The 24,615-nt window shown below is 59.2% G+C and carries 19 protein-coding genes; 9 read left to right on the forward strand and 10 right to left on the reverse strand.

What is annotated here, in order from left to right; all coding sequences use genetic code 11:
• Positions 1 to 6 precede the first annotated feature (6 nt).
• Genes PVT67_RS01165 through PVT67_RS01175 form a run of 3 tightly spaced genes read left to right on the forward strand, consistent with a single transcriptional unit; the run spans position 7 to position 4,994 of the window.
• Positions 7 to 2,424: an ABC transporter permease gene (locus PVT67_RS01165; RefSeq protein ID WP_301496976.1), complete on the forward strand. Its 2,418-nt coding sequence runs from the start codon at positions 7 to 9 to the stop codon at positions 2,422 to 2,424.
• 7 nt (positions 2,425 to 2,431) lie between these two features.
• Positions 2,432 to 3,769 carry a sigma-54-dependent transcriptional regulator gene (locus PVT67_RS01170; RefSeq protein WP_301496978.1) on the forward strand — a complete coding sequence of 446 codons (1,338 nt, stop codon included), beginning with the start codon at positions 2,432 to 2,434 and terminating at the stop codon, positions 3,767 to 3,769.
• Positions 3,753 to 4,994 carry a sensor histidine kinase gene (locus PVT67_RS01175; protein ID WP_301496980.1) on the forward strand — a complete coding sequence of 414 codons (1,242 nt, stop codon included), beginning with the start codon at positions 3,753 to 3,755 and terminating at the stop codon, positions 4,992 to 4,994. Before PVT67_RS01170 ends, PVT67_RS01175 begins: the two co-directional genes overlap by 17 nt.
• Before the next feature lie 77 nt (positions 4,995 to 5,071).
• On the opposite strand, the gene pckA is transcribed toward PVT67_RS01175, so the two are convergent.
• Positions 5,072 to 6,673: a phosphoenolpyruvate carboxykinase (ATP) gene (gene pckA, locus PVT67_RS01180; RefSeq protein WP_301496983.1), complete on the reverse strand. Its 1,602-nt coding sequence runs from the start codon at positions 6,671 to 6,673 to the stop codon at positions 5,072 to 5,074.
• 303 nt (positions 6,674 to 6,976) lie between these two features.
• Between pckA and PVT67_RS01185 the strand changes: the two genes are divergently transcribed.
• Positions 6,977 to 10,603 carry a S8 family serine peptidase gene (locus PVT67_RS01185; protein WP_301496985.1) on the forward strand — a complete coding sequence of 1,209 codons (3,627 nt, stop codon included), beginning with the start codon at positions 6,977 to 6,979 and terminating at the stop codon, positions 10,601 to 10,603.
• A 159-nt stretch (positions 10,604 to 10,762) separates the two neighbouring features.
• Here PVT67_RS01185 and PVT67_RS01190 read toward each other — a convergent pair whose 3' ends face one another.
• From PVT67_RS01190 to hslR, 9 genes are all read right to left on the reverse strand, one after another.
• Positions 10,763 to 10,954 (reverse strand): hypothetical protein, encoded by a 192-nt coding sequence (locus tag PVT67_RS01190; protein ID WP_301496987.1) that lies wholly within the window; start codon positions 10,952 to 10,954, stop codon positions 10,763 to 10,765.
• Positions 10,955 to 11,217: 263 nt separating this feature from the next.
• Positions 11,218 to 11,421 carry a hypothetical protein gene (locus tag PVT67_RS01195; RefSeq protein WP_301496989.1) on the reverse strand — a complete coding sequence of 68 codons (204 nt, stop codon included), beginning with the start codon at positions 11,419 to 11,421 and terminating at the stop codon, positions 11,218 to 11,220.
• A 36-nt stretch (positions 11,422 to 11,457) separates the two neighbouring features.
• A complete protein-coding gene (locus PVT67_RS01200) occupies positions 11,458 to 12,360 on the reverse strand; it encodes an ATP-grasp domain-containing protein (RefSeq protein ID WP_301496990.1) in 903 nt (300 codons plus the stop codon).
• Between the two features lie 10 nt (positions 12,361 to 12,370).
• A complete protein-coding gene (locus PVT67_RS01205; protein ID WP_301496993.1) occupies positions 12,371 to 14,410 on the reverse strand; it encodes a peptidase domain-containing ABC transporter in 2,040 nt (679 codons plus the stop codon).
• Positions 14,411 to 14,814: 404 nt separating this feature from the next.
• The gene (locus PVT67_RS01210) at positions 14,815 to 15,009 is read right to left on the reverse strand and encodes a hypothetical protein (protein ID WP_301496995.1); all 195 of its coding nucleotides are present in this window, start codon (positions 15,007 to 15,009) and stop codon (positions 14,815 to 14,817) included.
• Between the two features lie 10 nt (positions 15,010 to 15,019).
• Complete coding sequence (locus PVT67_RS01215; RefSeq protein ID WP_301496997.1) at positions 15,020 to 15,211, reverse strand: hypothetical protein; 192 nt, start codon at positions 15,209 to 15,211, stop codon at positions 15,020 to 15,022.
• Positions 15,212 to 15,276: 65 nt separating this feature from the next.
• Entirely contained in the window at positions 15,277 to 16,527 is a 1,251-nt protein-coding gene (locus PVT67_RS01220; protein WP_301496999.1) for an HlyD family secretion protein, read from the reverse strand.
• A 235-nt stretch (positions 16,528 to 16,762) separates the two neighbouring features.
• A complete protein-coding gene (gene hslO / locus PVT67_RS01225) occupies positions 16,763 to 17,623 on the reverse strand; it encodes an Hsp33 family molecular chaperone HslO (protein WP_301497001.1) in 861 nt (286 codons plus the stop codon).
• A gap of 3 nt (positions 17,624 to 17,626) precedes the next feature.
• Positions 17,627 to 18,025 (reverse strand): ribosome-associated heat shock protein Hsp15, encoded by a 399-nt coding sequence (hslR, locus tag PVT67_RS01230; RefSeq protein ID WP_301497003.1) that lies wholly within the window; start codon positions 18,023 to 18,025, stop codon positions 17,627 to 17,629.
• 292 nt (positions 18,026 to 18,317) lie between these two features.
• Between hslR and gspC the strand changes: the two genes are divergently transcribed.
• From gspC to gspG, 5 genes are all read left to right on the forward strand, one after another.
• The gene (gspC, locus tag PVT67_RS01235; protein WP_301497005.1) at positions 18,318 to 19,226 is read left to right on the forward strand and encodes a type II secretion system protein GspC; all 909 of its coding nucleotides are present in this window, start codon (positions 18,318 to 18,320) and stop codon (positions 19,224 to 19,226) included.
• 26 nt (positions 19,227 to 19,252) lie between these two features.
• Entirely contained in the window at positions 19,253 to 21,334 is a 2,082-nt protein-coding gene (gspD, locus tag PVT67_RS01240) for a type II secretion system secretin GspD (protein WP_301497007.1), read from the forward strand.
• Entirely contained in the window at positions 21,327 to 22,862 is a 1,536-nt protein-coding gene (gspE, locus tag PVT67_RS01245) for a type II secretion system ATPase GspE (protein ID WP_301497009.1), read from the forward strand. The genes gspD and gspE overlap by 8 nt, the downstream gene beginning before the upstream one ends.
• A 79-nt stretch (positions 22,863 to 22,941) precedes the next feature.
• Positions 22,942 to 24,162 carry a type II secretion system inner membrane protein GspF gene (gene gspF / locus PVT67_RS01250; RefSeq protein ID WP_301497011.1) on the forward strand — a complete coding sequence of 407 codons (1,221 nt, stop codon included), beginning with the start codon at positions 22,942 to 22,944 and terminating at the stop codon, positions 24,160 to 24,162.
• Positions 24,163 to 24,179: 17 nt separating this feature from the next.
• Positions 24,180 to 24,614 carry a type II secretion system major pseudopilin GspG gene (gspG, locus tag PVT67_RS01255; RefSeq protein ID WP_301497014.1) on the forward strand — a complete coding sequence of 145 codons (435 nt, stop codon included), beginning with the start codon at positions 24,180 to 24,182 and terminating at the stop codon, positions 24,612 to 24,614.
• Position 24,615: the final 1 nt, after the last annotated feature.

Here is a 24,615-nt window from a genome sequence, read left to right on the forward strand (position 1 = left end):
GAGACCATGAAGCATTATTTCTATTGGCTGCGCCAGGAACTGGCCGGCTTCTTCAACAGGCCCCTGCTGCTGCTGACCCTGGTGGTGAGCTTCGGCCTGACCCTGGCCCTGGTCGCTACGGTGGCCGCCGTCAGCCAGCCGCTGCTGAACCGAGGCGACCTGCTGGCCAAGCGGGACAACCTCTATGTGCTGGATCTCCAGGCCGACATGGGCGGCATGAAGGTGCCCTTCTCCGTCACCAATTTCTACGAACCCTTCAGCAAGCACCTGGGCCGCGACGCCCTGGCCGTGCAGAAGAGGGAGACGCTGATGGAAGGCAAGGACGGCGACAGCCATCCGGCCCTGGCGGTGTCCGCCAACTACTTCAAAATGCTTGAGGTGGTGCCTGTGCTGGGCCGGGGCTTCGGCCCAGACAGCGCCGCCGCCGGCGAGCTGATCCTCAGCCACGACTTCTGGGAAAAGCGCTGGCATGGCGACCCGGCCGTGCTGGGCAAGAGCCTGACCCTGGGCGGCAAGGCCTACCGCATCATAGGGGTGGCGCCGGCCGAACTGGTCTATCCCAAGGGCCTGGCACCCAAGGCCCCGGAGCTGTTCCTCAGCCTGCCGGCCAAGGCTCTGGAGCTGAGTGAAAGTATCAGCACCGACGACAGCACCCTCTTCCTGGCCAAGCTGGCGGTAGGTAGCCCCTTGGACGAGCTGACTACCACCATGCTGAAGGATTTGGGTGAGGTCTTCCTGAGCAAAGGAGTAGACATCAGCAACCAGTTCAACCTGCACATGAAGCTGGCACCCATAAGCGATCGCCTGGTCAGCGCCGACGACAAGCTGGCGGTGGCGGTGCTGGCCATCTCCGTGGCCATACTGCTGATGATCAGCCTGTCCAACCTTGGCCACCTGCTGCTGATCCACCAGGGCAAGCGCCACAAGGACGAAGCCCTGCACCAGCTGCTGGGCGGCCACTGGTGGCAGCGGCTGCTGGTCTTCGCCGGCTGCTACCTGGTGCTGTTTGGCCTGAGCACCCTGATGGGCCTCTGGCTGGGCCAGTTGCTGCTGGGCGGAGCCCAGTCCCTGTTCGGTGGCGCCATGCAGGTGCTGAAGGAGGCCAGGCTCAATGCCCCGGCCATGGCCATGACGGCGGCCATCGCCCTGGCGGCGGCGCTGCTGCTGGCGCTGCTGTCCGGCCTGCAGGGCTGGAAACTGTCCCTGGCCGCCAGCCTGCAGCAGAGCGGCAAGGGCGGTGGTGGCCGCTTGAGCGGCCGCCGCCAGCAGTGGATGAACCTGCTGCAGGTGGCCATGAGCTGCCTGCTGCTGGTGGGCCTCTGGACCAACCTCAGCGCCAACCTGGATTTGCTGTGGCGCAAGCCGGCTATGGCCTATGAGCACCGCTACCTGCTCAACCTCCAGCTCGACGAGGCCCTGGCCAAAGAGGGCGGAAAGGATCAATCGATGAAGCCGCTGCTGGCGGCCATCGAGCAGGTGGTCGGCACCCAGCCCGGCATAGAGGCCAGCCAGCTTGGCCAGGTGGCGCCCTACAGCACCAGCATACAGGGGCTGGACATCACCACCCAGGACGGCGAATCCCTTAAGTCTGTGGCCGCCTCTTGGACAGGCCCTGGCTTCGTGGACTTCTACGACATCGAGCTGCTGGCGGGCAGGGCGCCCAAGCCGGCGGACTACCAGGGTGACCTGCAGCCACTGGTGGTCACCAAGGGGCTGGCCGACAAGCTGGCCAGGACCGGTAATGGCCAGGTGCTGGGTCGCCGCCTGAGCTGGACCCTGGGCAAAGACAAGCTGCCTCAGCAGGGCCAGGTGCTGGCTGTCATCAACTCGCCCTTGGCTGAGATGGGCATCAACAACTGGATGCTGATCCCCCCCATGCCTATGGGCATGGACAGCAGCCTGTACCTGGCCATCAAGAGCCAAGGCCAGCCGGATCTGAAGCAACTTGAGCAGCGCCTCAAGGACGCCCTGCCGGTGGTCCATGTAGAGACCGAATCCCTGGCCGAGGTACAGAAGAAACGCCTGGAGCCCCTCTACCTCAAGGCCGGCCTGGCACTCTTTACCAGCGCCCTGACCCTGATGGTGATGGCCCTGAGCCTGTTTGGCAACACCAGCTTCTCGGTACAGCAGCGCAGCCATGACCTCGGCATCCGCCAGGCCCTGGGCGCCAGCGACGGCCAGTTGCTGCGCCACTACAGCGGCCAGGGGCTCTGGTCCATCTTCTGGGGCGCCTTGGCCGGGCTGGGTTTGGGGGTGGCTGGCTACCAGTGGGCCAGGCAGCAGTTGGAAGGCCTGCCCGAGCCCAGCTGGCCTGGCCTGGTGGCCCTGGCCCTGATACTGTTGCTCATCGCCACCACGGCGTTGCTGGTGCCGGTACGGCAATTGCTGAAGAAGAGACCCATGACACTGCTCAGGGAGTTGTGAGCACAGGATGAGCCTACGTATTTTGGTGGTCGAAGACGACCAGGACATCGCCGAGGCGGCCCGTTTCCTGCTGGGCCGCCAGGGCCACGCCCTGGTTCTCTGTCACGACCTGGAAACGGCCAGGGGGCAACTGGCCAAGGGCGGCTTCGACCTGCTGCTGCTGGACATGAACCTGAGCCGGGACACCACTTCCGGCCAGGAAGGCCTGGATTTCCTCCAGGCCACCCAGGAACTGCGGCCTGCCACCATCGCCATGACGGCCTGGGCCAATGTGGCCCTGGCCGTGCAGGCCATGCAGGCCGGGGCCGCGGATTTCATCGAGAAGCCCTGGAACAACGCCAGGCTGCTGGAGCTGGTGGACAAGCACGGCCGCGCCCGGCGGCTGGAGGCGGAAAACCGCCAGCTCAAGCAGCTGGACAGCCCCGACCAGCCCCTGGGCCAGAGCAAGGCCATGACAGAGCTGCTGGCCATGGCCAGGCAGGTGGCCCCGACCAAGGCCAATGTGCTGATCACCGGCGAGAACGGGACCGGCAAGTCGTTGCTGGCCCAGTACCTGCACGGCCATTCCGACAGGGCCGACCAGGCTTTTGTCTCCGTCAACATGGGCGCCATTCCCGAGACCCTCTTCGAGAGCGAGCTGTTCGGCCACCGCAAGGGCGCCTTCACCGACGCCAAGGCCGAACGCCTGGGCCGCTTCGCCATGGCCGAGGGCGGCACCCTTTTCCTGGACGAGGTAGCGACACTGCCACCGGTCCAGCAGGTCAAGCTGCTGCGGGTGCTGGAAAGCGGCGACTACGAGGTGCTTGGCGACAGCCATACCCAGAAGGCGGACGTGCGCCTTATCGCCGCCACCAATGCCGAGCTGGCCCAGGCCATGGCAGAAGGAGACTTTCGCCGCGACCTCTACTTCCGGCTCAATACGGTGGAGCTGCGGCTGCCGCTCCTCAGGGAAAGGCCTGAAGACATACCGCTGCTGGCAGAGCACTTCCTGGCCAAACACGGCCGCCGCTACGGCAGGGAAAGCCTGCGCCTGGAGTCCGAGGCGCTGCGGGCCCTGGCCGCCTATGCCTGGCCCGGCAATGTGCGTGAACTCAGCCATGTGATGGAGAGGGCGGTGCTGATGGCAAGGGGCGACAGCCTGGGGGCCGTCGATCTCGCCCTTACCGCCAGCGCCCCTGTACCCCAGGGGGAGCTGGCCCTGGCGCCCTTGGCCCAGGTGGAGAAGCAACTGATCCTCCAGGCCCTGGCCCAGACCGGCAACAGCATAGGCCTGGCCGCCGATCGCCTCGGCCTGTCCCGCCACGCCCTGTCCAGGCGTTTGGAGAAACATGACATCGAGCTTTGAGCGCCGCCTGGGCAGGCTGCTGCTGGTCCTCTGCCTGCCGGCATGGGGCCTCTTTGCCGTGCTGGGCTGGCAGATGGGCTGGAGCCTGCTGGCCTGGCTCAACGGCATCGTCTTCCTGGGCCTGGGCCAGTTCTGGCTGGCCAGGCGCCTCTACCAGGCCAGCGTCGAGCCCTGGCCCGGTCTGCAGACCCTGGTGGAAGGCATCAACCAAGGGGACGCCAGCTACCGGCTCAATTGGCCTTACCGCCAGGGCCACTTGGCCCAGGTGGCAAGAGCGCTGGAGCAGCTGAGCAACAGGGAATTGGACCAGGGCCAGCGCCGGGCCCAGCAGCACCTGCTGTTCGATGAGCTGTTCCGGCGCAGCCGCCAGCCGCTGCTGTGGCTGGACGGCGACGACAGCGTATTGGCCTGCAATGATGCCGCCCTGCTGCTAGGCGGCCTGGGCCAGTGGCGACCCGGGCTGGGGCTAGCGGACTTCAAGCTGAGCCGGAGCCCACAGGGCCTTGTCAGCGGCGACACCGGCACCCAGGTGCAATGCCTCAAGGTCCACCAGCAGGGTCAGCTGCTGATGCTGTTCCCGGTGTCCCAGCAGCTGGCCCGGCAGGAGGTCCAGGCCTGGCAGCGGCTGATCCGGGTGTTCAGCCATGAGGTGCGCAACTCCATGACCCCCATCCAGAGCTACTGCGAGGCGCTGCTGGAAGGGCCGCCGGGTTCCCCTGAGGAACTCAGGGGCATACTGGCCATCATCGACAGGCGGGCCAGGGGGCTGCTGAGCTTCGTTGAAGGTTACGCCCGCCTGGCCAAGCTGCCGCCGCCCCAATGGGGGACCCTGGCGGCCAGGGACTGGCTGCAGGGGATCTGCGCCCTGCTGCCGGATCTGGAGTGCCGGCTGCTGCTCGACGCAGAAGAACTGCTGGGGGACGGCAAACAGCTGGAACAGCTGCTGCTGAACCTGTTGCACAACGCCCAGGAAGCGGCGCTGGGCAAGCCGGTGACCATTCACTATCGCCATCAGGAAGAGATGCAGTGCCTGCTGGTGGAAGATCAGGGGCCCGGCTTTGCCAACCTGGACAACCTGATGGTGCCGCTCTACAGCACCAAGCCGAAGGGCTCCGGCATTGGCCTGGCCCTGTGCCGGCAGATCCTGATGAACCACGGCGGCCGTATGGAGCTGGGCAACCACCAGGGTGGTGCCCAGGTGCGGTGCTACTGGCCGCTGCCTTAGTCACCTCACGGGACTTTGTGCCGCTCGAGGCAATAAAAAACCCCACCTTGGCGGGGTTTTTCATGAACGGCGTCAGCTTAGAGCTTGGGGCCGGCGGCTACCAGGGCCTTGCCTTCTTCGTTGTCGGTGAACTTCTCGAAGTTGTCCACGAAACGCTTGGCCAGATCCAGGGCTTTTTCTTCCCAGTGGGCGTGCTCGGCGTAGGTGTTGCGGGGATCCAGGATGCTGTGGTCCTCGACACCGGGCAGGGCGTGGGGCACGGCCAGGTTGAAGTAGGGCAGGGTGTGGAACTCGGTGTTCTCGATGCTGCCGTCGAGGATGGCGTCGATGATGGCGCGGGTGGCCTTGATGGAGATCCGCTTGCCGGTGCCGTTCCAGCCGGTGTTGACCAGGTAGGCCTCGGCGCCTGCCGCTTCCATGCGCTTGACCAGCACTTCGGCGTACTTGGTGGGGTGCAGGCTCAGGAAGGCCGCGCCGAAGCAGCTGGAGAAGGTGGGGGTCGGCTCTGTGATGCCGCGCTCGGTGCCGGCCAGCTTGGCGGTGAAGCCGGACAGGAAGTAGTACTCGGCCTGGGCCTTGGTCAGCTTGGAGACCGGGGGCAGCACGCCGAAGGCGTCGGCGGTCAGGAAGATCACCTTCTTGGCGTGGCCTGCCTTGGACACCGGCTTGACGATATTGTCGATGTGGTGGATGGGGTAGGAGACGCGGGTGTTCTCGGTCTTGGAGCCGTCGTTGAAGTCGATCTCGCCGCTTGCCAGCACTGTCACGTTTTCCAGCAGGGCGTCGCGGCGGATGGCGTTGTAGATGTCCGGCTCGGCTTCCTTGGACAGGTTGATGGTCTTGGCGTAGCAGCCGCCTTCGAAGTTGAAGACGCCGTCGTCGTCCCAACCGTGCTCGTCGTCGCCGATCAGCTGGCGCTTGGGATCGGTGGAGAGGGTGGTCTTGCCGGTGCCGGAGAGGCCGAAGAAGACGGCCACGTCGCCGTCTTCACCGACGTTGGCGGAGCAGTGCATGGAGGCGATGCCTTTCAGCGGCAGCAGGTAGTTCATCATGGAGAACATGCCTTTCTTCATCTCGCCGCCGTACCAGGTGCCGCCGATCAGCTGCATGCGCTCGGTAAGGTTGAAGGCGACGAAGTTTTCGCTGTTCAGGCCATGCTGCTCGAAGTCGGGGTTGGTGGTCTTGGCACCGTTCATGACGATGAAGTCGGGCTCGAAATCGGCCAGCTCTTCTTCGGTCGGGCGGATGAACATGTTCTTGACGAAGTGGGCCTGCCAGGCCACTTCGGTGATGAAGCGCACCTTCAGGCGGGTGTCGGCGTTGGCACCGCAATAGGTGTCGACCACGAACAGGCGCTTGCCGGACAGCTGCTGGGTGACCAGGCCCTTGAGGTGGTTCCAGGTCTCGGTGCTGATCGGCTTGTTGTCGTTCTTGCCCTGATCGCTCCACCAGACGGTGTCACGGGTGGTGTCGTCACGGACTATGTACTTATCCTTGGGGGAGCGGCCGGTGAAGATGCCGGTGTCCACGGCGACGGCGCCCAACTGGGTGACGGCCCCTTTCTCGTAGCCTTCGAGATCCTCGCGGGTTTCTTCGATGAAAAGCTGTTCGTAAGAGGGGTTGTAGATGACTTCACGGACATCGTTGATGCCGTACTGGCCCAGGTCGAGCTTGCTCATGGGTAACTGGCTCCTGAGGATTTGGGTACTGTAGGGATATCTAGCTTTTATTGGCGCGCATTGTAGCGTAAGGAGGCCTCTGAAAGAACGCTTAGCAGTCACGAAAATGAAAGACTTTCAGGATGGGTTACATAAATGGCGGTTGGAGATGAGCTGCGGGGAAATGTGATCATTAGGGGTGTTTTTTGGTCTTTTGTTGCTGTGGGTTTTGGTTGGTGTTAATAATCTACGCCTCCCTCTCTCTTGAACGGACGTCGTGAGCGGACGAAGAGCCGCCACCTTTTCACTAGAAGGAATGAAACCTTGAAAACCCAATCCCTGTTCAAGTTGAGCCCGTTGATGCTTGTACTGGCGTCGGTCTCTTCGTCTGCCACCTTGGTGGTCAGCGAGAAACAAGGCGTCTTTGACAATCCTAAGCTAGCAGGCACTAAAGCGGATAAGTCCCATTTAGGCCCCCTCCACCGGGTTGTTCCTGATCGCTATATCATAGAGTTCAAGGGTAGGCCCTTGGCTGCATATGGTGCCGTCAAAGGAGTCAAAACCGCGGCTCATAATACAAAAGGCAAGATCGATTTCGGTGCCAGTGCTACCAAAGCTGTCTGGAACCAGTTGGCTGCTGAACGTAACGAGGCCGTCAACGCTCTGCATAGCCGGTTTCCTTCAGCCAAGGTCACCCACGACTATAACGTGGTCTTCAATGGTGTAGCTGTTGAAGGCAACGGTCTGGATATCGAGGCCCTCAAAAAACTGCCCAACGTGAGCAGGGTCTTTAGGGATGAACTTATCCAGATAAAGATGGACGTATCCCTGCCAATCATCCAGGCTCCCGCTGCTTGGACGGCCTTGGGGGGGCAAGCTACGGCGGGGAAAGGAATCAGGGTCGCGGTAGTGGATTCTGGCATCAGACCAGAGAATCCGATGTTTGATGATGCAGGCATGACCGCGCCCGACAACTTGCCCAATGACGACTATTGCCATAAGGCAGATCCCAGCTTTTGTAATAACAAACTGATTGTGGCCCGTTATTATGATGCCCCGTCTGACACCATTAAGGACGAACACACCGACAGTCCACTTGGCTACGATGGTCATGGTACGCACGTGGCTGGTACTGCAGTGGGTGTGCCGATCACCGCCACTTACCAAGGCAGTGACTATAAAATCTCCGGGGTGGCGCCAGGCGCATATTTGATGGCCTACAAGGCCCTCTATGAGAATGACACTACGGCTTCCGGCCTAGGGTCCAGTCTGATCGCCGCCGTTGATGACGCGGTAAAAGACGGGGCCGACGTTATCAACAACTCCTGGGGCGGCGGGCCGGGAGGCGATCCCAACGAAAGCGCTTACAAGACAGTCTTCGAAAATGCCGAGGCTGCCGGTGTAGTTGTGGTCAGCGCCGCAGGCAACGATGGTAATGATCCTCAAAGCATTGGCTGTCCCGGCTGTGTTGAGTCCGGTATTACGGTAGCCAATACCCAAACCGGCAGAAGCTTCGTCAATATGATCGACGTTCAGGACGTGGGCAACTTGTTTGCTGTGGAAGGCTCCTCGTCCGTACAGCTTTCGAGTTTGGATGCAGCCAGCCTCAAGAGCCAGCTGATAGCTGGTAGTACTGTGGATGCTGCCAATGTCGAAGGCTGTAATGCCTTTGCCAAGGACAGTTTCAAGGACAGCTATGCCCTGATCTCTCGTGGGAGCTGCACTTTCACGGTCAAGGCTGCCAACGTAGAGGCTGCAGGTGCCAAGGGTATCGTCGTCTACAACAACCAAGTCGGTGCTCCTTTCCCAATGGCAATGGACACCGCCAAAATCCCAGGGGTTATGGTCAGCAATACTGACGGTGCCAAGCTTGAGAAGGCCTTGGCGGCTGGCCCACTGGCATTGACTTTGGATCCCGCTCTTAAATCCTTTGTGGATGACAGCCTGGTCGACGTGATGAACAGTTCCTCATCTCGCGGCCCCAATGGCGATAACAGCTTCATCAAGCCAGATCTGGCTGCGCCAGGGACTAATATCCTGTCTGCCTTCTCGCCGGATGAAGCAGGTGATCCCAGTGTCCAGTTTGCTGTCCTGACCGGTACCTCCATGGCCAGCCCTCATGTGGCCGGTGCTGCTGCCTTGGTATTGGCGGCTCATCCCGGCTGGAGCCCTGCGCAGGTTAAAGCGGCCCTCACCACCACAAGTAACACCAACGTCAAAGATGATGACGGTGTGACGCCTGCAGGTCCCTTCGCCATGGGGGCCGGTCGTTTGGATGTGGCCAATGCCATCAATGCCGGCTTGGCAGTGGCCCCGGTTTCCGTTTCAGGTCCCAACTGCGTCAGCCGTTGCAGCTTCGAGGTGGCGGCAAGTAGTTTGGCTGCTGGCGACGCGACTTGGAAAGGCAGTGTCACCTTTGACGACAGCGGCATCGACGCCACTCTTTCCACTAATGAATTGTCCCTGGCCAAAGGGGCTTCTGGCAGCTTTACACTGAATGTGGACGCACGTAATGCCGCCAAGGAAGAGTGGCATTTCGGCCAAGTAACCTGGACGGATAGCTCAGGTAAAATGCCAAGTGCCCATATGCCTGTCGCCATCTACTCAGGCAACAGTACCGACGCCAGGTTGTTGACTTCTACAGGCGGTACTCTGGTCGCGGGTGACAGCTTGAAAGCCCAAACACGCTTGACCAACACTGACATCGATGGTCTGGCTACTGTTAAGGTTAAGTTCCCTGTCGGCTTGCACTTGGCTGCGGATCCCGTGGCCGTTGTGACTGATGGCAGCCAGAGCAGTATGAGTTTTGATGCTGGCACCAATACTGCTACTTGGGCCGGTACCCTGAGCAAGCCTTATGGCCGCTTAGGGGCAGGCTCTACCTGGATCGATTCCTTGCCGTCCCTTACAGACGGATACAGCCCCAGTGTGGTGAGTTGTGGTAGCGATTGCGATGAGGGTTCTGTGACCTTGGACGTATCTACCTATAACCTCCATTTCATGGGGAAAGCGATCAGCAGTCTAACCCTGAATACCAACGGTTTTATCACCTTTGATGGCGCTACTGTTGCCGCGTCCTACTACAACGATGACATGCCTACCAGTAAGGCCAACGGTGCTGTATTGGCACCTTTCTGGACCGATCTGGACATGACGAAAACGGGGCAGTGGTACTACAGCATCTTGAACGATGGCACCGCCGACTACTTGGTATTTGAGTGGAAAGATGTCTCTGTCTATGGCGACAATAGCGGGAACGTCTACACCTTCCAGACCCTCTTCAAGCTGGGTTCGGATGAGGTCTATGTGCATTACGTGAACATGGCGCCTATGCCCCAATATGTCACAGCTGGCGTTCAAGATGCCCAAGGCGTCAAGGGGAGTGTTCTCTATTTAGATGGCACCGGCACTGCTCCAGCCTCAGGGACTTCTTACCAGGTTGAATACCAAAACGCTGGCACTCTGACGTTGAGCTACGACTTAAACTCCACGGCTATAAAGGCGGAAAATGTCGCGGTAAGTACGCAAGAGCGTTCTGCCGTGACCCTGAACTTGTTGCCTAAGCTAAGTGGCTCTAGTCAGCTGATCGATTCGACCGTCAGCTCCGATACCCGTGACGCCGAGGCGTTATCTCTGGTGCAGGTTGAACCTAAAGGGGAGGCTGTCGGCGACGGCGTTGTTATCACCAAAGATGCTGCCAACGGTGTCGTCATAGTCAACAAGACAGGCCTCGTGACCTATACAGCGAACGAAGGTTTCACTGGCACCGACAGCTTCAGCTACGTGCTGACCGATGAGGGTGGTACTCAGAGTTCTGAGGGAACTGTCACCGTGACCGTCAACGCTAAGCCAGCCCCTGCGGCAGCTAGCCACGGTGGTGGTGGCGCCTTCGGCTTGTTTGGCTTGTTGCTGGCCGCCCCCTTGGCCTGGCAGCGCCGTCGTAAGCGCTGACAGCTAAACTGGCAACTAAAAGAGGCCCTTTGAGGCCTCTTTTCTTTTGCTTTCTGAGAAAGGCTAGATATTAAGAAGCGCCGCTATTTGAGCTGGCGCTTCTTTTTTTGCGAGGTTTACTGCTTTTGTTAGCAACTAACCTGCTTCAAGCAGCAGATATCAGTTGGTGATGCCATCAAGCAAATTAGGAAAAGGGAGAATCATACCACCCTCTTCCCCAGTGCTCATGGTGGTGTAAATACCAGTCTCTACGTCATACCCGGTGATTTTAAAGTCGCCTAGTTTTGTCACGCTACCGCCGGTGACTTGGTCCTGATCTTGAGTTGCGATTTCCTTGAAAGGGTGTTTCATTTCACGCTCCTTATGGTAATTTTCTACTTACGATTACTGATTTTGCGCTAGATTGTTACAGCCGTTTGAATAGGGAATGTTGATTCATCATTCAACATATTCACGCACGTAACACCAACTTAGTCATTTTCAAAAAATACAGTTCTTCCCTCTTGGAGGGAAGAACTGTATTGCGAGTAAAGAAAGATGTTTGCTCTAAAAGGTACTTTCAGAGGAGCATTTCTTTGACTATCGTGACAAAGTGCTTATTGCTAAACTGGTGTTCAGCCAATAGTTGCACCATTTTCGAAGGTGTAAACGGGCATGCCGCCTTCTTCCTCGGTGTTCATAGATGTGACATAGCCGTCTTCATTTTTAAAGGTGGTGATGGGCTTTACATCGCCGCCACCAATAATCATATCGATCAGGCTACCGCCGGTGACTTGGGTTTGTTCCTGAGCTTCGATTTCCTTGAATGGGTGTTTCATTTCACGCTCCTTATGCGTATTTGTCCTTGCTGCTATTTAGTCCTTTCCAGGGTTTTGCAGCAGTTCGGACAGGGCTAGACTGACCGGATGGCCAGTCAATTTTTCAAAGTGATAAAACATGGGACTGGGGTTGGCTTCCAGGTAAAAATAGCGACCCTGTTCGTCACGGCGCCAGTCGATGGCAGTCCAAGCCAGGCCCAACACCTTCCTGATGGTCTGGGCTTGTTGCTGTATCTCGGTTGGTGGTGTCATGGGGATCAGCCTGGCATTGGTATCTTCCCTGAAATCCAGGCTATCACTGGCGATTTCAGCGGAAAATTGCCTGTCACCAATGACGTAAGTCCGGATGTTGGTTCCATCTATACACTGCTGAACAGTGACGGGAGCTTGTCCGAGAGCCTTGGTCAGGTGCTCTTCTTCCAAATGTTTCTCGGTAACGAACCCCGTATGGTCACCACCAACCACCGGCTTGAATATGCATCGTCCGGTCTTGGCGACAAAATTCCTGAGTCCATCTTTGTCGTTACCTACCCAAGTTGAGGGAATGGTGACGCCGGCTTGGAACACTGCCTCCAATTGTCTTGGTTTTTCCTGGTGGAATTCGATGGCATCCCACGAGTTGATGGCCTTTCTGCCAAGCTTTTTTAGGAATGACTTTAACAAGCTTTGGCTGTCACGGGTGGCAATCCAGTTAGATGGGTTTTGTTTCACCGGGGCGACCTGAAAATTCCTCCAATAGAGCCCTTTCACGTCATCAGTGACGAAGACTTTTTCACCTAAGCGCAACTGCATAGCCTGGTTAGCAGGCTTGTAGCTCAGTTGGATCTCCAGCGGGAACTGCCTCGAATCAAGGATCTTGAAATTGATGTTCTTATTCGATAGTTGCTTTGCTACCAAGCCAATTTGTAAATCTTCCTTTTCACCCATCAATATAATCATCTTCTACTTCCTACTGGTTGGCCGCTTTTTGAAGACCTTTCACCTGTTCTGTAATGTCGGTCATCTTTCCTTGAAACAACTGCACTACCCTGTCGGCGCTTTGGATGGTTTCCGGCCGATGGGCAATGATGATACGGGTCATATTTAATTGACCTATCGCTGTGTTGACATGATGCTCAAGCTGGACATCCAGGTGGCTGGTTGCTTCGTCAAGGAACAGGACCTTAGGTTGCCTGTAAAGCGCCCTGGCCAGCAGTACACGTTGCTTCTGGCCGCCTGAAAGCGAACTGCCCATATCGCCAATCAGGGCGTTATACCCCATAGGCATGGCGGCAATGTCCTGGTGGATGCCAGCTAGCTGCGCACAATGGATCACCAGTTCCATATTGGTAGGGCTGTCGAAGAAGGCGATGTTCTCGGCAATGGAGCCCGACATTAATTGGTCATCCTGCATTACTGCCGCCACCTGCTGGCGGTATTGACGCAAGCCCATATGGCGTATATCAACCCCATCCGCCAACACCTTGCCACTCTCCGCAGGGAGTAGCCCTAACATCAATTTCATCAGGGTGGTCTTGCCCACGCCAGAGGGGCCGACGATGGCTACGCTTTCCCCTGGCCTGAATTCGAAGTTCAAGTGATCGAAGAGGAGGGGATCTGTGTTGGAGTAGCGGTACCGGATGCCGTCCAGCTTCAGGTGCCCTTTTAGGGATACGGCATGGGCGTCGTGTCCCTCATCTTCCTGCTCGGTCAAGGCAATATCGGCGAGGCGGCTGAGGTGCAGCTTGGTCATTTTGAGCTGGACCAGCTTGTCGATGAGGGCAGCGGTGCGATCGGTAAACTGCCCTTTGTAGGACATGAAGGCGAACAACATACCGACGCTGATAGCACCATCCATGACGGCGAGGGCTGCCAGATAGACCACTACGATGTTTTCTATGCCGAACACCAGCTGGTTGATGGTCTGGTAGGAGACATTCCACTTGCCCAAGCGGAATTCTTCGCTGATGGCCTCGGCCATGCGGTTTTGCCATAGGTTCAGGCGCTGGCTCTGTTGCCCGAAGAGCTTGATGCTCTGGATACCGCGGACCGTTTCCATGAAATTGGATTGCTCTTTGGCCTTGGCCACTATGCTGGCTTCGGTGCGCTCCCGTAACGGCTTGAACAGCGCCAGGCGCAGCAGGCTATAGACCAAGACGGCAAGGGTGACGACGAGGGCCAGCTTGGGGCTGTAGAGCAGCATCATGACCATGACGGTAATGGCCATGATGCCGTCGATAAGGCCCTCCACCAGGCTGGTGGTAAGGAGTTCCCGAATCTGGGTGAGGGAGCCGAAGCGGGAAACGATATCGCCCATATGGCGCTTCTCGAAATAACCCAAGGGGAGGTGCAGCAGGTGGCGGAACAGGTTGGTCGCCATCTGCAGGTTCATCATGGACCCCAGATGCAAGATAACCCAACCGCGCAACGCCTGGGTCAGGGTCCTTACCGCCATCAAGAGGCCGAAGCCCAAGGCCAGTACCACCAACAAGGGCTTGTCCTGGCTGACGATCACTTCGTCCACCACCAACTGCATATAGTAGGGGGCGGCCAGCAGGAAGAGTTGCAGCAGCAGCGACAGGGTGAAGATCTTCACCAGCGAACTGCCAAGCCCCTGGATGCGGCTCCAGAAGGCGGTCAGCCCCAGTTGGACGCGTTCATCTAGCTTCTTGAACTCCTTGGTGGGGGTCAGCTCCAGGGCTACGCCTGTGAAGGACTTGGACACCTCGGCCATGGCCACACGGCGCTCACCCAGAGCCGGGTCCAGGATCACAATGTGGTTTTTGCCGACCTTCTTCAGCACCACAAAGTGGTTCATGTTCCAATGCAGTATGCAGGGCAGCCGCAGCTTGGCCATGTCTTCCAGCTCAAGGCGCAAGGCGCGGCCGGCCAGGCCCAATTGATTACCGAGCTGTATCAGCTGCTGGAGGTTGGCGCCTTTCAGGGAAATGGAATAGCGGTGGCGCAGGGTCTGGAGATCCAGCTTATGACCATGATGGTTGGCGACCATGGCCAGGCAAGCCAGGCCACATTCAGCGGCTTCGGATTGTAATATCAACTGCATACCACATAAATCACGTTATTAATTATTAAGACAAGACTATATTTTGAAATTGATTATTTGAGATTTACTCCTTACTCTTATGTTTTCTAGAAAATATAAGGATCAATAAAATAGATGCTGTCAGTATCGTGCTAGACATGGCTCCAAGATATTCATGGAAAATTGATGTGGCGATGATACTAATCATTAGTGAAACTATAAAATTTGTTTGTTTTTCTTTAAAACGTCTATCTGTAATAGCTAAAATCAAAATTAAAAAGAGCATGATGATATTAATTATGGGGAGCATAATTATGACCTCTTGTAGTAGTGCATTACTTGGTGAAAAGTAATGCACTACTGGTTATGTATTATTTGCTACAAACCATGTCACCAGCCCAGGCGCCGATTTGTTCGCCAATCCCGACCCCGGTGGCGGCAGCAAATCCTCCGGAAAAATATCCTCCAATCGCCCCTCCGATCAATGCTCCAGCAAGGCGTGTTGTACCCTCACAAAAGCTGCCACCTTGAATATCTTGAAGTTTTTCAAGCTTAATTTCTTGCATCACATAGTCCTCACTTACTGCAAACGTAGCTTGCCAAAATGTCACCTGCAGCGAATCCGACAGTGGCACCGGCGCCCGCACCAGCCGGCCCCAGAATGGCTCCTAATGCTCCCCCCATAAATGAATAGCTCATCTGAAATGCTGTTGTACAGGCGCTAGCACCATTTACTTCTTGTGCTTGTTCAAAAGACAGTTCTTGCATTTTATACTCCTTGGTTAAATTAGCCTTCCTTGAAGGCTTCCGTGCAGCAGGTAAATACCAGCTTTTTACAATTGCCCTTTCAGGCTTAGTATTGGCTCGAGCAGCCAGGCCATCAGGCTGCGCTTCTCGAGTACGATATCGGCGCTTAGGAGCATCCCTGCCTTGAGCGGCATCTGGGCTCCATAAGCATTGACCTCTTGCTTGTCCAGCTTGACATCCACCCTGTACATGGGTTCTCGGAAGGCCACGGGTGAACTGACTTCCCCAGGCAGCATCACCGCCTTGCCGGCCTTTGCTACCCGGCCTGAATAAAGGCCAAAGCGCTGGTAGGGAAAGGCGTCGAAGCGGATGCGGGTGCTTTGCCCTGCCTTGATAAAACCATAGGCCCTGGTCGGTACCAGCAGTACCGCATAGAGTTTGCTGTGGTCCGGCAGTATGGTCATCAGGTGGTCCCTGGTGGTGACCGTATTGCCGGCATCGGTAACCAGGTTGGTGACGCGGCCTGATATGGGCGCCGTGATAAGCACAGTTCCCCTGGCTTGCAGCTCGGTTTTCTGCTGCTCCAAACGCGACCTTTCGCCGTCCAGCTGGGCTATCTGTTGGGCCTTTTCCATCGGCAGCCGTTTCAGCTGGCCTTCGGCTTGCGAGTGCTGAGATAGGTTCAGGCTGTAAGTGGCTTGGAGTTCGGCCAGCTGCTGTTCCTGGCCAAGCACCAGCTCTTGCTGTTTGTCCATTTCCAGTTTGGAAATGTGCCCCTTGGCATTGAGCCTTTTGTACGTTTCCAGCCGCTTCTTGTTCAATACAAGGCGCTCATTCGCCAACTTGAGCTGGGTATCGGTATCGGACAGCTGTTTACCCAATGCAGAAAGGCGGTCGGTCAGCTCTTGTTTCTGCTGGGCGAATTGTTCTTTCAACTCTTTTTTTCTTGCGTCCAGTAAATCGAATTGTGCCTTAAGCGCCTGGAGCAGAGAGTGGGAAACACTTTTCCCCTCGCTGAGGTAGTCGGGTACTGTAATCAAAGCCAGCTTGTCGCCCGCTTTTACCAGTTGCCCCTCTTCCACATAAACATTGGAAATAATGCCTTCGCGTGGCGAGACGATTTTGGCCAGGCCTGAATCTGGCTTAAGGTAGCCCTGTACTGTTTCTTTTCGAGTGAAAGAGGAGAGGCAAAGGAAAGTGATTAAGGACGCGGCCAGTATCAACAGCAGTAATATCAGCAGAGAAGCGCTGACGGGCTGTGCAACCAATACCTCACCGTCGAGACGATTAGATTGGTTTTTGACGGCTTCTTGTCTGAACAATCCTTGCTCTGACATACAACATCCCTGTCACTAAAAATTAAACACGAAAGCGGTGTGTTTTTGTTTTTTTAACGTCAAGAAGGCGTAGTGTCAACAATGAACCTTTCAAATGCCTATTATTTGATCAAGTGTGCGGTGGTAAGGGGGGATGAAACTCGCGCTGAGGCGGCATGGCGGCTCAGTTCCCTGTCTTTGAGGGGCGGCATATAAAAAAAGGCGGCCTAAGGCCGCCTTTTTTTATATGCCAGTCTTATTGGGTGCTGCCTGGACCCTGGCTGGCGCCGGCAAAGAGGGCGGCCACGTCTACGGCGTCGAAGAGGTAGCGCTTGCGGCAGTATTCGCAATCCATCTCGAGTTTGCCACCGCTCTCCTCCAGCAGACCGGTCACTTCCACCTGGCCCAGAGACAATAGGCCCCCTTCACAGCGTTCGCGGGAGCAGGTGCAGCTGAAGCTGACGCCCTGGGGCTCGAAGAGCCTGACCTGCTCCTGGTGGTAGAGGCGGTGCAGCACTTCTTCGGCTTCAAGGCCGAACAGTTCCTCGGCCTTGATGGTGTCGGTGAGGGTGGACAGGTGCTCGAAATCCGCTTCCTTGTCGCCGCCGGGCAGTACCTGCAGCAGCATGCCGGCCGCCTTTTGGCCCTCGGCGAAGAGCCAGAGGCGGGTGGGCAGCTGTTCGGAGTTGGCGAAGTAGTTCTCCAGTACCTGGGTCAGGTTGCCCCCTTCGAGGCTGACCACACCCTGGTAACGCTCACCGCCGTTGGGGGTGATGGTGATCACCAGGTAACCCTTGCCCACCAGTTCATGAAGGCCGCCGTCCGGCAGCTCGCCCTGGTAGCGGGCCACGCCGCGCAGTACCTGGTTGTTGTTGCCGTTGATCACCATCAGGTTCAGGGGGCCGTCGCCCTGCACCTGCACTGTGATGTCCCCTTCGAACTTGAGGGTGGCGGTGAGCAGGCTGGTGGCGGCCATCAGCTCGCCCAGCAGGCGCTGGACCTGGGGCGGATAGTCGTGGTTCTCCACTATGGCCTGGAAGCTCTGGTCCAACTGGACCAGCTCGCCCCTGACCTGGGCGTCTTCGAAGATAAAGCGATGCAGCTTGTCCTGGGCCATGGCTTACTCCTGGTGCTTGAAATCTCTCAGTTGCCGGCGCTGTTTCTTGTCCGGCTTGCTGTCGGGGTGCGGATTGTACAAGGCATTGAGGCGCCTTGCCTCGGCATTTTTGGCTCTTTTTTCGGCGCTTTCGGCCGTCTCTTCATAGAGCAGCTGGGCCTTGGCGGCCGGGCCCCGCTGCTCGGAGAGGGCCAGCACTACCACTTCTTTCTCGTCGCTGCCGGCCCAGAGCCGGATCTGGGCGCCCAGCTCCACTACCTTGGCCGCCTTGACCCTGTTGCCGTTGTAATGGACCTTACCCCCTTCCACCTGGGCCCTGGCCAGGGAGCGGGTCTTGAAGAAGCGTGCCGCCCAGAGCCATTTGTCCAGGCGAACTTTTTGCTCTTCTTGCTTGTCTCTCATAAGCACCTCCACGCGGCGCCCATTATGGCCGAGGGGCCCGAGGGATGCGACATTGCTACAAAAGTGCACAAAAAGGCACTTTGCCTCCAGAGTGCAACTTAGGCTTCATTAGGAGACCTAAGTCCTACCTGGCTGATACTGCCGTTGCATTTACATCTGCCTTGGTTTTAACTAGCTGCGTTAAATGAAAGATCGACATTGAAACAGATTTTGCACATTAGCTGTGCCTTACATTATTAAAGGGGTAGCAGCCCTCACCAGGGACAGGTGCTTTTAAGGGGCTGTCATTAGAATGAATCCAGAATTATTCCTCGAGCGCGCCGGCGACATGGCCCGGCGCCTTCCCGAGCCTTTGATCAGAAAGGTCCTGACCCTGGCCCTGGCGGTGCCCGCCATTTGGCTGCTGGCCGGCCTGTGCTGGCAATTGGCCACCCCGGTGGAGCCGGTCAAGCCCTGGACCCCGACGGCGGCAGGCAATGGCCAGGCGCAGCTTGACCTGAACGGCCTCAAGGCCCACCCCCTGTTCGGCTCGGCCCCCAATGAAGCCCCTGCCCCTGTGCAGACCGAGGTGGTGGACGCCCCCGAGACCCGCCTCCAGCTCAAACTGAGCGGCCTGGTGGCCGAGAGCAATACCGGTTCCGGGGTCGCCATCATCGAAAGCCAGGGCAGCCAGGCGGCCTACCGGGTCGGTGACGACATCAAGGGCACCTCCGCCAAGGTCGAGCGCATCCTGGCCGACCGGGTGCTGCTGAAAAACCGCAACCAGACCGAAGCCCTGATGCTGGAGGGCAAGGACTACCAGCCCCTCAAGGTGCAGGGCCCTCAACCGCGGACTCGTCCGGGCTTTGGCAGTGCCAGGCCTGGCTTGGCCAGGAGCAAGGTCTCCTCGAGGGAGGTCCAGGACACCCTGGCCAAGGCCAAGGCCGATCCCGACAGCATCAATGACCTGGTGCACCTGACGCCGCTGCGCGGCAAGGACGGCATTACCGGCTACCTGGTGACGCCCGGCAACAAGCCGCAACTCTTCAAGACCCTGGGATTGCAGAACGGCGACCTGGTCAAGGCCATCAACGGCTATGACCTCACCGACCCGGCCCAGGCCCTGGATATCCTCAGTCAGCTCGGCACCCTCGACAGCCTGACCCTCGATCTGGAGCGGAACGGCCAGGCCATGAGCCTCAACATAGGTGTGGAGCAATGACCGCCATGCAGAACAAAGGAAAAGATATGGCCATCACCAAAGGCGCCAAGCCGACCCTGGCTGCCGCCCTGCTGGCAGCGTTGCTGGCCGGCTCCCCCTTGCTGCCTACGCAGGCGGCCGAGCAGCCCGCCACCTATTCCGCCCAGTTCAAGGACACCGACATCAACGAGTTCATCTCCACTGTGTCGGCCGTGCTGAAGAAGACCATCATCGTCGACCCCTCGGTGCGCGGTAAGATCGATGTCCGCTCCTACGAGCAGATGACCCCCGAGGAGTACTACGGCTTCTTCCAGAACGTGCTGGACGTCTACGGTTTCGCCGTGGTGGAAATGCCCAACGGCGTGCTCAAGGTGGTCAAGGCCAAGGACGCCAAGACCGGCGCCATCCCCGTGGTCGAGGACAAGCTCAAGAAGGAAGGCGGCGACGAGATGATCACCCGCGTCATCCAGGTGCATAACGTGCCTGTGCGGGAACTCTCGCCCCTGCTGCGCCAGCTGGTGGACAACGCCGGTGCCGGCAACGTGGTCCATTACGACGACTCCAACGTGCTGATCGTCACAGGCCGCAGCGCCGTGGTGGACCGCATCGACCAGATAGTGCGTCGCGCCGACAAGGCCGGTGACCAGGAAGTGCAGGTCATCAAGCTCAAGTACGCCTCCGCCACCCAGGTGGTGAGCATCATCAACGACCTTAACAAGGGCTCAGGCACCAACCAGGGCAACAACCCCCTGGCGGTGAAGGTGGTGGCGGACGAGCGCACCAACTCTGTGGTGCTGTCCGGCGAGGCCAAGGCCCGCGACCGCATCGCCAAGACCATTTCCGAGCTGGATACCGACCAGCAGACCACCGGCAACACCCGCGTCATCTACCTCCAGTACGCCAAGGCCAAAGATCTGGTGGACGTGCTGCAGGGCGTGTCCGACTCCATCCAGGCCGAGGACCAGCAGGCCCAGGGCCAGGCCAAGGGTGCCGCCCGAGGCGGCCGCCAGCAGGTGTCCATCAAGGCCCATGAGGAGACCAACGCCCTGGTCATCACCGGCCAGCCGGACCTCATCAACAACCTGGCCAATGTGGTGGCCAAGCTCGATATCCGCCGCGCCCAGGTGCATGTGGAAGCCATGATCGTCGAGATCTACGACGGCGACGGCACCGACCTCGGTGTCCAGTGGGTGTCCAGTAAGTACGGCATGCAGCAGTTCTCCAACGGCAGCTTCCCCAGCCTGACCCAGATCGGCGCCGCCGCCATCAGCGCCCAGGGCCAGAAGGGCACCAGTACTACCGTTGTGTCAGCTGACGGTTCCAAGACCACCAGTTCCACCCCCGACACCAAGGGCGACTACAGCCTGCTGGCCCAGGTGCTGGGCAGCGTCAACGGCGCCATGTGGGGCGTGATCAAGAACAACTGGGGCGCCGTGGTCCAGGCCGTGAGTTCCAACACCAAGGCCAACATCCTCTCGACCCCCTCCGTCACCACCCTGGACAACAAGGAAGCCTCCTTCGTGGCCGGTGAGGACGTGCCGCTGCTGACAGGTTCCACCCCCAGCTCCGGCAACAACAACCCCTTCCAGACCATCCAGCGTGAACAGCTGGGTGTGAAGCTGAACGTCACTCCCCAGATCAACAAGGGCGATGCCGTGCAGTTGGCCATCAAGCAGGAAGTGTCCAGCCGCGCCGGTAACACGGCGGTGGACATCACCCTCAACAAGCGCGAAGTGAACACCACAGTGCTGGTGCAGGACGGCGACACCATAGTGCTGGGCGGCCTCATCGACGAGGACGTGCAGGAGTCCGTCTCCAAGGTGCCGATCCTGGGCGACATCCCCGTCATAGGCCACCTGTTCAGCTCCACTTCCACCTCCAAGCGCAAGCGTAAGTTGATGGTGTTCATCCATCCCACCATAGTGCGGGACCCGGACACCATGCGTGAGATCAGCCACACCAAGTACAACCTGATGTACGACGCCGAGGAGAAGCGCCGCCAGGACGGTATCAGCCTGATGCCCTTCATGGATCCGCCGCAGATGCCGGCCTGGGACGACAACCTGGCTCGCCCGCCCGGCCTGGTGGAGACCATCGTCAAGAAAGAACGAGAGCAGAAGGATGACTGACGAGAGCCTCAAGGGCCTCGAAACCGAGGCCCAGGAAGAGCTCGAGGCCGAGCTGAGCCCCGAGCAGGAGCTGGCCGAGGGCCGGCTGCCCTTCGCCTTCGCCAAGCGCCACGGCGTGCTCTTTACCGAGGGCCGCCTCTACCTGCGTGAAGGGGCCGCCCCTGCGGCGCTGTTGGAAGCCTGGCGCGCCTTGGGTGAGGCGGTGGCGCCGTCGCCCCTCAACCAGCACGACTTCGAAGAGCAGCTGGTGGCCGCCTACCAGCGCGACTCCAGCGCCGCCCGCCAGCTGATGGAAGACATCGGCGCCGATCTCGATCTCAACGCCCTGGCCGAGGAGCTGCCCCAGACCGAGGACCTCCTCGACTCGGACGACGACGCCCCTGTCATCCGCCTGATCAACGCCCTGCTCTCGGAAGCCATCAAGGAAGGGGCCTCGGATATCCATATCGAAACCTTCGAGCAGGCCCTGGTGGTGCGTTTTCGCATCGACGGCGTGCTCAAGGAGATCCTCAAGCCCAGCCGCAAGCTGGCCAACCTGCTGGTGTCCCGGATCAAGGTCATGTCCAAGATGGACATCGCCGAGAAGCGGGTGCCCCAGGACGGCCGTATCAGCCTGCGCATCGCCGGCCGGGCCGTGGACGTGCGGGTCTCGACCATGCCGTCCAACCACGGCGAGCGGGTGGTGTTGCGTCTGCTGGACAAGAACGCCGTGCGCCTGGATCTCGAAGACCTGGGCATGATCAAATCGGTGCGCGACCAGTTCGAGGCCCTCATCCGCAAGCCCCATGGCATCATACTGGTGACGGGCCCCACCGGCTCGGGCAAGTCCACCACCCTCTACGCCGGCCTCTCGGAGATCAACTCCAAGGACCGCAACATACTGACGGTGGAAGACCCCATCGAATACGACCTGGAAGGCATAGGCCAGACCCAGGTCAACCCCAAGGTGGACATGACCTTCGCCCGCGGCCTGCGCGCCATACTCCGCCAGGACCCCGACGTGGTGATGGTGGGGGAAATACGGGACCTCGAAACGGCCCAGATCGCGGTGCAGGCCTCATTGACCGGCCACCTGGTGCTGTCCACCCTGCACACCAACACCGCCGCCGGCGCCATCACCCGCCTCGAGGACATGGGCGTCGAGCCTTTCCTCATCTCCAGCTCCCTGCTGGGGGTGCTGGCCCAGCGCCTGGTGCGCCGCCTCTGCCCCCATTGCCGCCAGCCTTACCAGGCCAGCAAGGGCGAGATGGAGCTGATGGGCATGGAAGGCGAGAAGAAGCTGACCCTCTTCCATCCCCAGGGCTGCCCGGAATGCAACATGACCGGCTATCGCGGCCGGACCGGCATCCACGAATTCATCATCATCGACGAGAAGCTGCGGGACATCATCCACAACGGCCGCGGCGAGCAGGCTGTCATCAAGCAGGTGCGCAAGTCCGTGCCCAGCATCCGTGACGACGGCTTTGCCAAGGTGCGCGACGGCGTTACCTCACTGGAAGAAGTGCTGCGCGTGACCCGGGAGGATTGACGATGATGGCCTGTGAATACGTCGCCGTGGCCGGAAGCCAGCGCCAAGGGCAGATCCTGGCTGGGGCTGGGGAGGATTAATGGCCGCCTTTGAATACGTCGCCCTCGACGCCAAGGGCAAGCAGAAGAAAGGCATACTGGAAGCCGACAGCCCCCGCGCCGCCCGCAACGCCCTGCGCGAGCAGGGGCTGATGCCGGTGACCCTCGAAGCCAGCGTCCAGAAGGAAAAGGCCCAGGGCAAAAGCCGGGGCTTCGGCAGCAGCCGGCGCATCTCGGTGCCGGATCTTGCCCTTATCACCCGCCAGCTCTCCACCCTGGTGCAATCGGCGTTGCCGCTGGAAGAATGCCTCAAGGCGGTGGCCGAGCAGACCGAGAAGCCGCGTCTCAAGCGCATCCTGATGGCGGTGCGGTCCAAGGTGGTGGAAGGCTATACCCTGGCCGACTCCATGGGCGAGTTCCCCCACGTCTTCGACGAGCTGTTCTGCGCCATGGTCAGCGCCGGTGAAAAGTCCGGCCACCTGGACACGGTACTGAACCGCCTGGCCGACTACACGGAGCAGCGCCAGGTGGTGAAGCAACAGGTGCAGCAGGCCATGATCTACCCCATCATCCTGACCTTGGTGGCCATAGGCGTCATCACCATGCTGCTCACCACTGTGGTGCCGCAGGTGGTGGGCCAGTTCGAACACATGAAGGCCACGCTGCCGGCCACCACCCGCTTCTTGATCGCCGCCTCCGACTTCATCCGCCACTGGGGGCTGCTGATCCTGGCCGGCTTCATAGTGGCGCTGGTGGGCTTCAACCGCGCCATGCAGGGCGCCGCCTTTCGCAAGAAGGTGCACGGCGTCTGGATGCGGATGCCGGTGCTGGGCAAGGTGGTGCGGGGCATCAACACCGCCCGTTTCGCCCGCACCCTCTCTATCTGCTCGGCGTCCGCCGTGCCGTTGCTGGAAGGGATGCGCATCAGCGGCGAGGTGCTGACCAACAACGTGATGCAGGAGGCGGTGGCGGAAGCCACCACCAGGGTGCGGGAGGGGGCCAGCCTGCGTCAGGCCCTGACCCAGACCAAGCTGTTCCCTCCCATGATGCTGCACATGATAGCCTCGGGGGAAAAGTCCGGTGAGCTGACCCAGATGCTGGAGCGGGCCGCCGACAACCAGGACAGGGAATTCTCCAACCTGGTCACGGTGGCCCTGGGGATCCTGACCCCGACCATGGTGGTGGCCATGGCGGGTATCGTCTTCTTTATCGTTATCTCTATCCTGCAACCCATTCTGGAAATGAACAACATGGTGGCCTGAACCGCCAAGGAGCAGTCATGAAACAAAGGCAACAGGGTTTTACCCTTATCGAAATCATGGTGGTGGTGGTGATCCTCGGCATGTTGATCGCCATAGTCGCGCCCAACGTGCTGGGCAACAAGGACAAGGCCATGGTGCAGAAGGCCGTGGCCGACATCAGCGGCCTGGAGTCCGCCCTGGAGATGTACTACCTGGACAACAGCACCCTGCCCACCACCGAACAGGGCCTCAACGCCCTGGTGGAAGAGCCGGTGCCGGCGCCCCGCAACTGGCGTGAGGGCGGTTACATCAAGCGCCTGCCCAAGGATCCCTGGGGTAACGACTATCTCTACATAGCCCCCGGCGAGCACGGCAAATACGACCTCTTCACCCTGGGCGCCGACGGCCAGGAAGGCGGTGAAGAGCTGAACGCCGACATCGGCAACTGGAACCTCAAGGACTTCCAGAAGTAAC

The organism is Gallaecimonas kandeliae, from assembly GCF_030450055.1.
Taxonomy (GTDB): domain Bacteria; phylum Pseudomonadota; class Gammaproteobacteria; order Enterobacterales; family Gallaecimonadaceae; genus Gallaecimonas; species Gallaecimonas kandeliae.